The sequence below is a fragment of the Subsaximicrobium wynnwilliamsii genome, from assembly GCF_007997225.1.
Taxonomy (GTDB): domain Bacteria; phylum Bacteroidota; class Bacteroidia; order Flavobacteriales; family Flavobacteriaceae; genus Psychroserpens; species Psychroserpens wynnwilliamsii.
In genome coordinates, this window is record NZ_VORM01000030.1 from 1 (window position 1) to 15542 (window position 15542).

Annotated in this window: 12 protein-coding genes and 1 pseudogene; all 13 read left to right on the forward strand. The window is 33.8% G+C overall.

What is annotated here, in order from left to right; genetic code table 11:
* The first annotated feature begins 250 nt into the window (after positions 1 to 250).
* A complete protein-coding gene (locus tag ESY88_RS17970; RefSeq protein ID WP_147088066.1) occupies positions 251 to 1564 on the forward strand; it encodes a restriction endonuclease in 1314 nt (437 codons plus the stop codon).
* A gap of 163 nt (positions 1565 to 1727) precedes the next feature.
* Complete coding sequence (locus ESY88_RS17975) at positions 1728 to 2651, forward strand: DUF2971 domain-containing protein (protein ID WP_147088067.1); 924 nt, start codon at positions 1728 to 1730, stop codon at positions 2649 to 2651.
* Positions 2652 to 2915: 264 nt separating this feature from the next.
* The gene (locus ESY88_RS17980; protein WP_147088068.1) at positions 2916 to 3146 is read left to right on the forward strand and encodes a DUF2188 domain-containing protein; all 231 of its coding nucleotides are present in this window, start codon (positions 2916 to 2918) and stop codon (positions 3144 to 3146) included.
* Between the two features lie 3 nt (positions 3147 to 3149).
* A complete protein-coding gene (locus ESY88_RS17985; protein ID WP_147088069.1) occupies positions 3150 to 3368 on the forward strand; it encodes a hypothetical protein in 219 nt (72 codons plus the stop codon).
* Between the two features lie 230 nt (positions 3369 to 3598).
* Positions 3599 to 5017: a cyclodeaminase/cyclohydrolase family protein gene (locus ESY88_RS17990; RefSeq protein WP_147088070.1), complete on the forward strand. Its 1419-nt coding sequence runs from the start codon at positions 3599 to 3601 to the stop codon at positions 5015 to 5017.
* A 295-nt stretch (positions 5018 to 5312) separates the two neighbouring features.
* Positions 5313 to 7262, forward strand: coding sequence for a type I restriction-modification system subunit M (locus ESY88_RS17995; RefSeq protein WP_147088071.1), 1950 nt, complete (start codon positions 5313 to 5315; stop codon positions 7260 to 7262).
* Positions 7262 to 8257 (forward strand): PDDEXK nuclease domain-containing protein, encoded by a 996-nt coding sequence (locus tag ESY88_RS18000; protein ID WP_147088072.1) that lies wholly within the window; start codon positions 7262 to 7264, stop codon positions 8255 to 8257. Before ESY88_RS17995 ends, ESY88_RS18000 begins: the two co-directional genes overlap by 1 nt.
* On the forward strand, positions 8250 to 9527 hold the full coding sequence (locus tag ESY88_RS18005; RefSeq protein ID WP_147088073.1) for a restriction endonuclease subunit S: 1278 nt from the start codon (positions 8250 to 8252) through the stop codon (positions 9525 to 9527). Before ESY88_RS18000 ends, ESY88_RS18005 begins: the two co-directional genes overlap by 8 nt.
* A 2-nt stretch (positions 9528 to 9529) precedes the next feature.
* Positions 9530 to 11980, forward strand: a complete 2451-nt coding sequence (locus tag ESY88_RS18010; RefSeq protein WP_223270881.1) for a type I restriction endonuclease subunit R — start codon at positions 9530 to 9532, stop codon at positions 11978 to 11980.
* Positions 11970 to 12518, forward strand: coding sequence for a hypothetical protein (locus tag ESY88_RS21545; protein WP_223270882.1), 549 nt, complete (start codon positions 11970 to 11972; stop codon positions 12516 to 12518). The genes ESY88_RS18010 and ESY88_RS21545 overlap by 11 nt, the downstream gene beginning before the upstream one ends.
* 325 nt (positions 12519 to 12843) lie before the next feature.
* A pseudogene (locus tag ESY88_RS18015) lies at positions 12844 to 13356 on the forward strand (ATP-binding protein); the annotation flags it as partial.
* A 308-nt stretch (positions 13357 to 13664) separates the two neighbouring features.
* Complete coding sequence (locus ESY88_RS18020) at positions 13665 to 14714, forward strand: helix-turn-helix domain-containing protein (RefSeq protein ID WP_223270884.1); 1050 nt, start codon at positions 13665 to 13667, stop codon at positions 14712 to 14714.
* Between the two features lie 134 nt (positions 14715 to 14848).
* Positions 14849 to 15535 (forward strand): DUF6624 domain-containing protein, encoded by a 687-nt coding sequence (locus ESY88_RS18025; RefSeq protein ID WP_147088076.1) that lies wholly within the window; start codon positions 14849 to 14851, stop codon positions 15533 to 15535.
* The last annotated feature ends 7 nt before the right edge of the window (positions 15536 to 15542 follow it).

A 15542-nucleotide genomic window follows, 5' to 3' on the forward strand; every position in this document is an offset into this window, starting at 1 on the left:
CTCGTTCCTCTTTAAAATGTGTACGACAGCTCTTTTCGTCTGTGAAATGAACTCCAAAATCAAATATATTCATAATCAACTGTTTTAATATCAAGTGAATATACGATAATTATTTCATTTTAGGGCTCTTTGCGGATATACAAAATTTAGCCAACATTTTGGTATAGATAAAGACATTGAACTTGACTTTGTAGATATTTACGCTTATCAAGATATTCCACTATTTCTTGATCCATTTGGAATTTCTGCAATGGGAACAAAATGGGCGAAAGAATGTGAAAATCAAATTGCTACTTATTTTCAGTATTTAGTTGATAGTTTAAGAACTGGAGATAAAAAAACGGTTACAAAATTATTGAACGCTTTACACGAAGTTAATGAAATTGCTTTAGGATATTCAGCTGGAATTCCAAGTGGCCGTGGAATTGGACCACAACAAGCGAAAGAAATACAATCAGCTTTTGAATCAAGTCAAGCAGCTCAATCTGGCGATATAAAAGATATTGCGGATTGTGCATTAATGATTCCAGGAATTAGTAGAGATAAAATTTCAGATATTACAGCCAATATCCTTAAGAGTCAGTTAGTCGAATATACCCAAAAACAGTGTGATAAGTATGAACTCCCGACTAAGAGAGTTGCAGTTAATAATGCATTTGATCATAATACTTTACAATTCACAAGTTACTTTGCTCAACTTCCAGTTATTGGAGACCACGCTAAAATATTATTACCGATTAGTTCGGTTCGTCAAGATCCGGAATTAAGTAAGAGTAAATATTATCGAAATTTTGTTCTTGAATTTTTAAGAGCTGAACATCAACATGCAGGAGATGCTCTTTCTTCAGTACTTAAAAACGGGCAAGTGGTCGTTAGAATTATGGACTTGAAGGAAAAATATCCTATGAACGTGGACTTTTTATATGATTTTTCTAAAAATCATCCTAAAATTCTAGAAAATTACAAGGCAGAATTACGAAGAACAGCAATCAAAAAAGGTAAAGCACAACTCGTTACAAATAGAAAAATTTTAAATTCTATTGACCGTAAAGTAATTATGAACTCAATTCAAACCGGTCGAAAAGACGCTCATCAGTTTCATAAAATATCATTTGATAATTTAATACATATTTTTGGAAAGCGAACTTCTAACCCAACAAGTGAGCAAGTCATAAATGAAAGTAGAAAAAGAATTGATATTGTATTTACCAATTCAGACAAAAATGGATTTTTTCATAATCTAAATACTGTACATAAGTTAAAGTGTCCAAAAATAATCGTTGAATGTAAAAACTATGGTAATGAGTTAGGAAATCCCGAAGTTGACCAAATTAATGGCAGATTTAATTCAAAGCGTGGTAGATTCGGAATTCTTGTTTGCAGAACAATAAAAGATAGAAAAGCTTTATTGAGCAGATGTAAAGACCTCATAAATGACAATGAAAATTATGTTATAGTATTAGAAGACAATGATATTCACCAACTATTGGAATTAAGAGATAAAAACGATGAATCTGGAATAGATAATTTCTTGGAAAAGAAAATGGACGAATTAATAATGTAAAAAATCATTAGCAAGCCTTATGCTACCTTTATATATCAAGCTAGAAGAGCCGTACGATGGAAGACTATTACGTACTGTGCTGTGAGAGACTCGGAGTGAAATTCCCCTTGCTTGCATGACTCCAAACGTTGACTTGTAAAAAAATACTAGAACACAAAAATTAATGAGTAAGAATTGGAAAAATAAATATTTGAAATTTATTTCAGCTGAGAATTTTGAAGAAGCAATTCCTCTCAAAACAAATAATTTCCCTAATTCTTTTTTTAAATTTAGACATTTATCACTGCGAACAATCGAAAGTATCAAAGATAATTATATTTGGTTAGCGGAAATATCTTCTTTAAATGACCCTTTTGAATGTTCAGTTCAAATTGATAACAATGAATGTTTAAGACAGTATCACTCAACAGACGGGTTTAAAAAAATGTTTAAATTTTTATCTGGTCACGAACTAACTGAAAAGGAAGTTAAACTTCTCACAACTAGCACAAAACCACACGAAACATACGTTGATATTTGTAAAAACCATAAACTACCATTTTCCCTAACACCTGAACAACATTTAGACAAAGTAAATGAACGTTGGAATCAGATTGTAAAAGACATCAACTTAGAACTAAGAATCTGTAGTTTTAGTACCACTAAAAAATCACTTTTACTTTGGAGTCATTATGCTGACGAACATAAAGGCATATCAATTGAATATGATTTTGTGGATACAGAATTAGTTACAACTTTTATTCAACCTGTTATTTATAGAGATTTAATAGAAAAGCTTGGTTTTTTTGACGAATATTCTGTTATGAAAATGGTTGGTTCCAGTCTTATAAAGTCTAAAGATTGGAAATATGAAAAAGAGTGGCGTTTAACTATTTTTAAACAAAAAGAGAATTTTCCACAAAAAGTTAATGTTCCTAAGCCAATAGCTATTTATCTTGGATCAAGATTTGATTTAAACGAGGAAAAACTTAAAATAGAGCTATTCAAAATCGCTGTGGAAAGAGAAATTCCTATTTTTAAAATGATTAAACATCCTAATGAATTTAAACTTATTGCAGATAAAACACAGTTGCTAAGCCGTAGGTAATTCATTACTAGTCATCGCCTTATTAACAAAATCCTCGAGAATTTCCCAGCTCATTTTTTTTTATAAATTAACTTCATGAGGTCCACAATTAATCCTACACAAGAGTTTTAACCAATTTCACAAAACATATCTGTAATATAATTTTCCAGAAAGATTGCTTGATCGAGTTTATTTAGAAATAATTGTTTATATCTTATTTACAACAAACTATAATTTAGGATTTTAACCACGAAAAAATATCATATTTTTAATAAAAATTAAAAAATGGGTAAAAATCAGCACGTAGTAAAAGGTAATGATGGCTGGAACGTAAAAGGAGAAAATAACTCCAAAGCAACTTCCAACCATAAAACTCAAAAAGATGCCATCGGAAGAGCTAGAGAAATTGCTAAAAACCAGAAATCTGAAGTTGTAATTCACGGTAGAGATGGAAAAATAAGAGACAAGGATAGTTATGGGAATGATCCAAATCCTCCTAAAGATAAAAAACATTAAAAAATGGAATATATTGATTATTCTTCAGTTAAGCAAAAAATAGAAAGAGAAAATTGTAGTAAACACAAAAAACATCCAAAATTTGAAAAAACGAGTAAAGGTTTCGAAATATTGGCTTGCTGCGAAGAATTCCGTTCTGATATGATAAAAAGAACGAAAAAGATTATGGCAGAAGAAACTAAATCTGCTATAGAAAGAATGCTTAAAAACACATTTAAATAGAAAACATGTTACAGACGGTGTAAAATTAATTGCTATGTTGTAGTCTAATTATGGAAATCCTTGGGGATTTAATGGCTTGTTTTTTATTGCTAGATTTACCGCTTGAGACATTCATCTAATAATATGCAAGAGCGATGTTATAAGAATTATGGATTGACCTAATAATTTAACAAACAGTTATTTATGAAAAGTAAAGTAAATTTGTGAAGTAGTATCAAACTGATTAAGATATGGAGGTAAATTTATTAGACATAACAACAGAAGAATTATTGGAAAAGTTTGGGGCTGGGAATCATAAGCCTGGTTCTGGAAGTGCAGCAGCATTTCAAGGAATGTTATCTGCCAAATTATTAGTTACTGTCATAAGCCTAACAAATGAAGAAAAAAGAAGGCACAAGTATAAAATTATTCTTCCACAATTGTTAGTCAAGGATAATGATATCCAAGAACGTATCTTTCCAGATTTAACAAGATTGTTTCATGAGGATGCAATACAATTTGGAAGGACAATTACTGCTAGAGAAGAAAGAGACAACGAAGTAGATTTATTTAAAAATAATAAACTCGGTAGAACAGCCTTAGATGAATTAAAGGTATCAATAGAAATACCACTATCAATAGGAAAACTATGTATTGAACTTGCAGAAATTTCAGAATTAGTTTTTGAAAGTGGTTTTCAATCAGCAAGAGGAGATTCCCAAGTTGCACTTAGTGGCTCTATAGCTGGCTTAGCAGGTTGTTTGTCTATAATACAATTAAATTTATTATCATTTGGGAGTGATGAATATTTTTGGACTTCAAAAATAATTGTTGAGGCTAAGAAATTGAAATCTAGATATCAAGAATTAAATGAAAGTGCTACTGCAAAAATTGAATCCTTAGAAAAGGAAGTTGATTCCAAAGCTAAATTATACAATAAGGTAGATAAATTACTAAAAAGGGTAAAGTCAAAATCAAAATTGAATAATACCGATATACAAGAAGTTGTGAGTGAATTGCAGAATTTGATGTGGATTCATAAAAATACAATTTGGCCATCAAATACGCCTGGCGATCCAACAAAAGTTTTAATGCCGAGCACCGTGTTTAGAAAAGCATTGGGTTTTAAGTATTCTCTTACAAGCGATATTGGGGTCTTAGAAAGAGATAATGAATACACTGAAATTGCGGGATTAATAGATCAAAAGGATAAAATAGTTTTAATCTCAAGTGGCTATGATGACAACATTCAAAATTTTACAGCAGCTCACGAACTGGGTCATGCAGTTCTGCATACCCAGACAATTATGCATAGAGATAGGCCTATAAATGGAACAACAATAACGGGAAAACGTAGCTTACAAGAAATTCAAGCAGACAAATTTGCTACTTATTTTCTTATGCCATCCAAACTTGTACAACAAATATTTAGAGAACTCTTTTTAACTAATAAGTTTGTCATTAATGATAATACTGCTTTTTTACTTACAAATGACTCTTCTGCAGACAAATTAAAAAATAGATGTAAAAATTTACGTGGATTAGCTTTAAAGCTAGCATCAACAGAGAGATATAATGACCAAAGTTTCCTCTCTATTGCAAAGTTATTTAATGTCTCTACAACTGCAATGGCGATAAGATTAGAGGAATTGGAGTTGATCGAATTCTAACAAGACATTACTGCAACGATTATAAAACATAGTTACGAAAAGGTTTCCGGTAAGTTTATCTCTGTTTTCTTATATGTCAAATATGGAAAACTTGCTTATAATCTTAAATAAAATGATCTATAGAACGGTATTAATTCCAAGAATGGGTGGCTTTACATGTTATTAGAATTCGTTTTTAAGAACACAGATATCCAGAGCAAATACTAATTAACCCCAAAATTCCCCACCACTTTTACAAGCAAATGCAAACTAAAAAGATAAATTTGAAATTGATTAAAAAGACATTGAACATATAATGATAGATTTTAAGGAAAAAGCAAATCTCATTTGGGAGGTAGCAGATTTATTACGAGGCGATTACAAACAATCAGATTACGGAAAAGTAATACTCCCTTTGACAGTTTTGAGACGATTGGATTGTGTACTGCAACCCACAAAAGATGAAGTACTGGCTCATTTACCAAAAGTTGAAGATAAACCGGATAAGACCAAAGATTTAATCCTTAATAAAATTGCAGGTCATAATTTTCATAACAGAAGCCAATATGACTTTAAAAAGTTGGTGGCTGAACCTGATAAGGTGGCAGCAAACCTGAGAAACTACATCAATGGATTTTCATCTAGTTCCAGGGAGATTATAGAATACTTCAATTTTGATGACCAGATTGAACGTATGGACGATCCCAAAGCGGACATCCTTTTTCAAATCGTTAAAAAGTTCTCTGAAATTGATCTTTCCGTTATGGACAGTATGGATATGGGTTATACCTTTGAAGAACTGATTAGAAGATTTGCAGAACAATCCAACGAAACCGCTGGAGAACACTTTACCCCGAGAGAAGTCATTAAACTCATGGTAAACCTCTTGTTTATTTCCGATAATGAGACCTTGACCAAAGAAGGCATCGTAAAAACATTATATGACCCAGCTTGTGGAACTGGTGGTATGCTTTCCATTGGTGAACAACACTTAAAAAGCTTCAATAAAAAAGCAAAGCTCGAGGTTTTCGGGCAAGAGATAAATCCTGAATCTTATGCGATCTGTAAATCGGATATGCTGATAAAAGGTCAAAATCCATCAAACATAAAATTCGGAAATACCTTTACGGTTGACGGATTGGAAGACGAAAAGTTCGATTACATGCTCTCTAATCCGCCATTTGGAGTGGATTGGAAGAAAGCACAGAAAACCATAAAATTGGAACACGAGAACAAAGGATATTCGGGGCGTTTTGGAGCTGGATTACCAAGAATCAATGATGGTTCTTTCCTGTTCTTGCAACATATGATTTCTAAAATGAAACCGGATGGCACAAGAATCGCTGTTGTTTTTAATGGCTCGCCGTTATTTTCAGGAAGTGCAGGAAGTGGCGAAAGTAACATTAGACAATGGATTATAGAAAATGATTGGCTTGAAGCCATTATTGCCATGCCAGACCAATTGTTTTATAACACGGGGATTTCCACCTATGTTTGGATTGTAAATAACAAGAAAGAAAAACAACGTAAAGGCAAAATTCAATTGATAAATGCCACCGGCACAAAGGATGATGAATTAATAGCAGAAGGGAAAATAGATTTCAATCGCTTTTATGAGAAGATGACCAAGAGTTTAGGGAATAAACGCAAGAAAATCATAGAAAACGGAGAAGAAAAGGGCATTGGCTTTATAACGGAATTGTACGGAGATTTTGAAGAAAATGGTTTTTCTAAGATTTATCCGAATGACTTTTTTGGCTATTGGCGCGCTACGATTGAGCAACCAGACTGGTCTGATTTAATGATCAAAGTCGCTCATGATAAGCAAGCGTTAGTTGAATTTTTAAATAATGCATCATCCGAGGACATAGAAAGAAAAGTCAATGATTTTGAAACACTATCTAAAATGCACATTGATGAAGGAAAATGGATTTTAAAAGAAAACGAATTAACCATTGAAAAAGGCAAGAAAATTAAAGTAAAACCAAATTCTAGCAGTAGAGACTATGAGAATATTCCATTCTTAAAATTGGATGCTAATAAAAAATTAGTGTCTCAAACCATCAAGGACTATTTTAAACGAGAGGTAAAACCACATTTGCCAGAAGCCTGGGTAGATGAGAGCAAAACCAAAATTGGTTACGAAATCAACTTCACTAAGTATTTTTATGAGTTTAAGCCTTTACGTTCGTTAGAGGACATTAAAGCGGAGATTTTTGCTTTAGAAACAACTGCTTTGGAGTTGGAGAAAAAGGTGCTTTACTAATGGAATTACAACCACAATTTGAACATATAGCCCAACTCATAGAGCAAGCTAAAAGACGTGCTTTTAAACAAGTAAATACGGAGATCATTGATTTGTATTGGAATATTGGTGCGTATTTACACCACCAAGTGAATACTGAAAATTGGGGTAAATCGGTCATAAAGCAGCTTGCTACACATCTAAAAAATAGACAACCCAGTACCAAAGGATTTTCTGCTCAAAACCTTTGGAGAATGAAACAGTTTTATGAAACTTATAAAGATGCCGAAAAACTCTCAACGCTGTTGAGAGAAATACCATGGTCGCATAATATGACCATAATCTCATCGGCTAAAAGTGCCGAAGAACAGGAGTTTTATATCAAGCTAGTGATTAAAGAAAGACTTTCCTTTAGAGAGTTGGAGCGCCAAATAAATAGTTCTTATTATGAAAGGGTAATGCTTGGCAATACAAAACTCTCAACGCTGTCGAGAGAATTTCCAGAAGATGTTTCCAATATTTTTAAAGACACCTATGTCTTGGAGATGCTGCAGCTGCCGGTGTCTCATTCTGAAAAAGAGCTAAAATTGAAAATCGCTCAAAATATCAGTCAATTTCTATTGGAGTTTGGGCGAGATTTTGCTTTTATGGGCGAAGAATATCCCTTGCAGGTAGGCCAACAGGATTTTGCCATTGATTTAATGTTTTACCACCGCACTTTGCAATGTATGGTCGCCATTGAACTGAAAATCGAAAAATTCAGACCCGAATTTTTAGGGCAACTTAATTTCTATTTAGAAGCTTTGGATAAAGACATTAAAACCGAAACCGAAAAACCAAGCATAGGTATTTTATTGTGTAAAGGTAAAGATGATACCGTGGTAGAATATGCACTCAACAGAAGCCTTTCGCCAACCTTGGTGGCCGATTACAAGACCCAATTGCCTAATAAAAAAGTACTTAAACAAAAATGGCAAGAAATACTCAATCAGCTAGATACTACTAAAAATGACTAAATACGAAACCTATAAAGATAGTGGTGTCGAATGGATTGGAGCCATTCCAGAGCATTGGGAGGTTAAGAAGATAAAACATTTTTGCTATGTAAAAGGTAGAGTTGGATGGAAAGGTTTAAAATCAAGTGACTTTTTACAGGAAGGATATGCTTATTTGGTCACAGGAAGAGATTTCAAAACGAATAGAATTGATTGGAAGAAAAGTTATCATATTGATAAAGAAAGATATGAGGAAGATCCATATATTCAGCTTGAAAATAATGATTTACTAATCACTAAAGATGGAACGATTGGCAAACTCGCCATTGTAGAAAATCTCGATAAACCCGCTTGTTTGAATAGCGGTATTTTTGTCGTAAGGTCTTTAGATGAACATTTATTGACTCAATACTTGTATTGGGTGTTGTTTTCTGATGTATTTAAAAAGTTTAACGGTTATACAACCTATGGTTCTACAATACAACACCTATATCAAAATGTTTTTGTTGATTTTGCATATCCGCTTCCATCGAATATTAGCCAAGAAAAAATAGCCAACTACCTAGACAAAAAAACAGCAGAAATAGACGATTTAATTGGCCAGAAAAAGCAACTGCTCAAACTCTATGAAAAAGAAAAGGAGGTCATCATCAACCAAGCTGTAACTAAAGGTATTAATCCTGATGTAAAATTAAAAGATTCAGGTATTGAATGGTTGGGAGCTATTCCTGCGCATTGGGAAGTAAAGAAGTTGAAATATGTTTTAGCTTCTCGAAACCATAAGAGAATTCCCCTTAGCAGTTCTGAGCGAGGAGAAATGATGTCAAAAAAATATGACTATTATGGTGCATCTGGTGTTATTGACAAAGTTGAGGATTATATTTTTGATGAACCTCTTCTTTTAATAGGAGAAGATGGTGCTAATTTATTAACTCGTAGTAAAAGATTAGTATTTATAGCAAAAGGTAGATATTGGGTAAATAATCATGCACATATTCTAAAGCCCAAATATGGATTAATAGATTACTATTCTGAATTACTAGAGTTATATGATTTCTCAATATGGGTCACAGGTTCAGCTCAACCGAAACTCACATCAGAAAATCTGTTAAATATTCCTATGGTAGTTCCACCGATTGAAGAACAAAATCAAATTAGCGAATTTCTGATGAAAAAAATATGGGAAATAACTCAGAAATCAGAGAACATCAAAAAGTTAATTGCATTACTAAAAGAATACAAAACAGCCTTAATAAGTGACGTCGTAACGGGTAAAATAAAAGTAACTTAATCATGGCAAATATTACAACAGAAAACACCTTTGAAACCGCCATAGTGGATTCTTTAATCACAAATGGCCGTTACACTCAAGGGAATTCAGCAGATTATAGTCCGGAATTGGGCCTATTTAAATATGAAGTTCTCAACTTTCTACAAGAAACGCAACCCAAAAACTGGAAGAAAATAGCGTCCATTCACGGAGAGCAAGTCGATAACCGTATTATTCAACGCATCTTCAAAGAAATGGATCTAAGAGGTGCTTTAGATGTGGTTCGTAATGGATTTACAGATTATGGTGTTCGCTTCAAACTGGCATTTTTTAAACCTGAAACCGGTTTAAATCCGGAAACCCAAGCCTTATACGATAAGAATCAGTTGAGGGTAATTCGTCAAGTGTATTACACGCAAAAGAATAAGAACTCAGTTGATATGGTATTGTCTTTAAACGGCATCCCCTTAGCGACCATAGAACTAAAAAATCATTTTACAGGCCAGAATACAGATAACGCCAAAAAACAATACGGCAATTCTAGAGATAATAGAGAATTGCTATTTGCTTTCAAAAAAAGAGCATTGGTGCATTTTGCGGTAGATGATGAGGAAGTTTTTATGACCACCAAATTAGAGGGTACAAAAACATATTGGCTTCCGTTTAATAAAGGCTATAACAGAGGCAAAGGAAATCCGCCAAATAAAGACGGTTACAAAACCGATTATTTATGGGAAAAAGTATTGGCTAAAGACAGTTGGTTAGATATCGTACACCGTTTTATTCATCTGCAAACTGAAGAAATTGAAATCGAAGGAAAGACATTTAAGAAAGAAAAAATGATTTTCCCACGTTACCATCAGCTTGATGTGGTACGCGATATTACCCATAATGTAAAGGAAAACGGAGCGGGACGTAATTATCTAGTCCAGCATTCCGCAGGGTCAGGGAAGAGTAATTCGATTGCTTGGCTGTCTTATCGCTTATCAAGTTTACACAATGCAAAAGACGAACGCATTTTTGATAGCGTCATCGTAGTGACCGACCGTAGAGTTTTAGACCAGCAATTACAAAACACCATTTACCAATTTGAACATAAAACAGGCGTCGTTCAAAAGATAGATAAAGATAGCACTCAATTAGCATCGGCATTAAATTCAGGATTACATATCATTATCACAACCTTACAAAAATTTCCTTTCGTCATAGAGAAAGTTGAAGAATTTTCAGGACGTAAATTTGCTGTAGTCATAGATGAAGCACATAGTTCACAAGGAGGCGAAGCGCATAAAAAAATGAAAGAAGTCTTAGGAGCATCTGAAACTGAAGATGAGGATGACAACGACTATTCCGCTGAAGATTTTATTAGTGAACAAGTAGAAAAATCGGCTGCGGCAAGAGGCAAACAAAATAACATTTCTTTTTTTGCATTTACAGCGACTCCTAAATACAAAACACTAGCCATTTTTGGAAAAACGGGTAATGACGGAAAACCGGAACCCTATCATTTATATTCCATGCGTCAGGCCATAGAAGAAGGTTTTATTTTAGATGTATTACAAAACTACACCAATTACGAATTGTTCTTTAAGCTTTCAAAAGCCATTGAGGATGACCCAGATTTAAATAAGAAAAAAGCATCAAGAGCAATTGGTGCGTTTGTTAATTTTCATCCACATAATTTAGCTCAAAAAACAGAAATTGTTATTGAGCATTTCCGTCAAGTGGTGGCTACAAAAATTGGAGGTCGAGCAAAAGCCATGTTTGTAACCTCTTCAAGAAAACTAGCCAAAAGATATTTTGAAGAGTTCAATAAGTACATCAAAGAAAACGAATATGGCAACGAACTAAAAATATTGGTTGCCTTTTCAGGAAAAGTTATAGATGACAATTACCCCGATGGTGTTTCCGAACCGCAATTAACGGGTTATGGCGAAAAGGAACTTCCAAAGGCATTTAACGAAGAAGGCTACAGAATACTAATCGTTGCAGATAAATACCAAACAGGATTTGACCAGCCTCTTTTGCATACCATGTATGTAGATAAAAAACTGTCTGGAGTAAAGGCAGTTCAAACTTTGTCACGGTTGAACAGAAAGACCCCAGGAAAAGATGATACGTTCATACTGGATTTTGCGAACGACCGACAAACAATTTTTGAATCTTTTCAACCTTATTACGAAAAGACAATGGTGGCAGAAGAACCTGAAATCAACCACCTTTTTGATTTGAAATTAAAGATTGATGAAAAGCAAATCATTCAAGAATCAGAAGTAAACGCTTTTGCAACTATTTATTTTAAACCTACAGGAAAGCTAAATCCTAAAGACCAATCCCGCTTATATGCTTTTATCGACCCTGCAATTGATCGCTATAAAGCAATAGAAACAGAAGATGAAAAAGAGGAGTTTAAAAAGAGTTTGAGAACTTGGACGAATCTTTTATGCTTTCCTTGCTCAAATTATGCCATTTAAAGACCCTGAATTTGAGAAATTCTATGCCTATTCTAAATTGTTACAAACCAAACTACCAAAGAAGGAATTAGCCGAGAGTTTGCAACTTTCAGATGAAATAGCAATGGAATATTATCGCTTGCAGAAAGTTAAAGAAGGATCAATTGATTTAATAAAAGGGGAAGATGGGGAGTTGGATGGCTTGACCGAAGCAGGGATTAAGAGAGCAAAAGAGGAAAAGGCTTTACTTTCTGAAATAATCAATGTTCTCAATGACCGATTTGGAACTGAATTTGAAGAAGCAGATCGTTTGTTTTTTGAGCAAATAGAAGCAGAGCTAGTGCAAGACGTAAAATTACAAGCACAAGCAAAAGCAAACAAAATTGATACGTTCAAATATGCATTTAATGATATGTTCTTGAACAAACTGATTGAGCGAATGGACCAGAACCAAGATATTTTTGATAAAATAATAGAAAATAAGTCCTTTGGAAATTTGGTAAAGGAGCTCATGTTAAATAAGGTGTACTCGAGAATTAATGATGAAAGCCAACTTTAAAAGCCGTTGAAACGTGATGTTTGGTTGGAGGAATTGTAATCTATATTAGTTTATTCAAAACAGCCTGTTGAAAGAAAGGTCAGTTTTAGACATTTAGAATGTACAATACTAAAAGCAGGATTTAACGCTACAACGAACTTATTAAAATGGCGCTTGCTCCCTTGGCGTTCTAACAGTAACCTTCCATCTCCCATCCAACTTCACAAGCTTAAAGACTCCAGGAGTCTTATCATAGGCTGTGGAGTATTTTACCCAAGCTACGTCTTCCTTGATGTCTTGATCAATTAATTTGAAGTTTGTTTTTGAGCTTTTGGGCCTTGCGAATATCTTTACCGACAGAATTGAAATCACATCGGCAGGTGGTTTGCCGGAAGGATTGAGCAAACAAGAATTTTTCGAGGGCTTTTCAATTCCACGAAACAAGGAACTGATGCGAATTTTTAAAGATTTGGAACTGGTAAAGCAGTTGGGTTCTGGCATTCCTCGTATTTTGGAACACTATGGCAAAGAAGGCTTTAGTTTTTCAGATAACTTTCTTAGAATGACTCTTATCGCTAAAGAAGTTACTGATGAACCTACTGTTAAAGCAGATGACAAAGAAGGTGGTCACATAACAGATTTAGTCATCGATGCTATTGCTGAATTGACTCATAGACAAAAAGAAATATTAAAACTTACAAATGCGAAGAGTAGAATAAGTCGTTCAGGCATAGGAGAAGTAATCCTTAGTAATGAATCTGCTATTCAAAAACATTTGAACAATCTGAAAGAAGCAGGTTTTTTAAAGCGCAAAGGTGGCACAAGAGGCTATTGGCAAATCAACCTCGAAAATAAATAGCACACTAATTTTAGAAATACAATTACTATTAGAAAGTCACGCAGTACTCTTCAATTCATTATCCTTTTGGGAGTGTAATTCCCAATGATTTCAAAATATTCATATCTTTAGCGCACGCAAATAAAAACAATTGCGAATGCAAATGCGGTTAATTTTATATAAATACTTAAACGATGTTTTTTGACTTCAACCAAAAGAGCTCGTTACTTCTCATCTTCTTTTTTAATGGTATCATTTTTTCTTTCCTATTATTCAAAAGAGCAATAGCTCATAACCATAACCCAAGTAAGTGGTTGGGATGGTTCGTTATGTTGAGCACTTTATACATCAGCCCTTTTATGTTTGGTTATGGTGGGTGGTATTCTAAAAAACTGTATCGCGAGATTCTCTTTTTCATTCCTTTCCAACAGTTATTTCTGCTAGGGCCTATCATTTATTTTTACACACAAAGTTTGCTGAACAAGACGTTTAGGCTTGAAAAAAGAGACCTTATTCACTTTCTTCCAGCAGCCTTATATATGGTGTACACCATTATAATTTTTGTCACGGATAAACTCATCCTGGAAGAGTATTATTTTTATGCCGATGGCAAGGATAAGGATTTGGCATTTTGGTATCAAATAGCAGGCCTGCTTTCAATGTTATCATATCTTCTGTTGAGCTTGCGGTATTATTTTATTTATAAAAATCTGGCCTATCAAGAAGTGAGTTTTGCTGATGCCATTCTCTTTAAATGGATAGGTCACTTTTTATTTGTGTTCACGGCAATCTTGGTTTTAAGGGTACTGTTCTTCATCCTCAATCCCGAGTGGTGGGAATTTGGTAGTAAATTCTGGTATTATCTGTGTTTCTCGGTATTGTTCTTTTATATCGCACTAAGCGGGTATTTCAATACCGTCAGAGCTCCATTCGCTCTGGACACCTCTTTGTTAGATTATCCGAGAAAAACGAATCTAAAGAAGGAGATGGAATCCTCAAAATTGAAACATTCCCAGCAAACTGAAATCCCTGATTTAGAAGAGTGGAAATCAAAAATCACCAAGTTTATAGAACAGGAAGGATTATATACAAATCCAAACTTAACATTGACTGATGTGGCATCTTCCTTGCAGACGAATCGAAATCTCATATCCAAGGCAATTAATCAAGGTTTTCAAATGAACTTCAATGATTATGTCAATGCCCAAAGGGTGGATGCAGTTATATCAAAGTTTAGATCTGGACAACAAAATTCAAAAACATTACTTGGTATCGCACTGGATTGCGGCTTTAACTCAAAGTCCACATTTAACAGGGCTTTCAAAAAGAAAACTTTGCTAACGCCCAAAGATTTTTTAGATAAAAAGGGTGTCAAATGACCATTTGAAGCGATTTATCGAATTTAAAATGATTCTTTTGAAGATAATCTTAATGAACGACTTTAAATGAAAGAATTTCTTTTAACACCAATTTTAATTGTAAATGGTTGTGTGCCAAACGAAAAAACATCATTATGAATAAAGTTTATGGATTACTATTAATCGGATTACTTGTTGTCGCTTGTAAAGAGAAAACTACTAAAAACAAACTAGAAGATAACAAAGTGGAATTCAATCAAACTTTAGCCGATGAACTTTCTAAGATGGTTATAACCGACCAATTAGCTGCTGCTAATGCATATCCACCAGAATCTCATTCAAATCTATCATTGGAAGAATGGAAGTCTTTTAAAGACAGTGTTTTTACAACTCATCAAAAACGTGTGAAACAGATTTTTGACGAACATGGTTTTGCGGGTTTCGATTTAGTTGGAGAAGAAGGATCTTCAGATTTTTGGTTAATTGTTCAGCATTCTGACCATAACCCTGAATTTCAATTAGAAGTTCTGGAAAAAATGAAGATTGAAGTTGATGAAGGAAATGCGGATTCTAGAATTTATGGTCTTTTAGTTGATCGAGTGAAATTGAATACTGGAGAAGCCCAAATTTATGGTACTCAAGTAGCTTACAATATGCAAATATGTCAAGCTTATCCAAGAAAATTAGCGGATAGCATAAACGTGAATAAAAGGAGGAAAGAAATTGGTCTCGAACCATTAGAAGTCTATTTAAACGATATGACTAAAATGAACTTCAAAATGAATAAAGAGTTTTTTGCTAAAAAAGGAGTGACGAAGCCTAAATTATATTTAACGCAATAGATTAAAA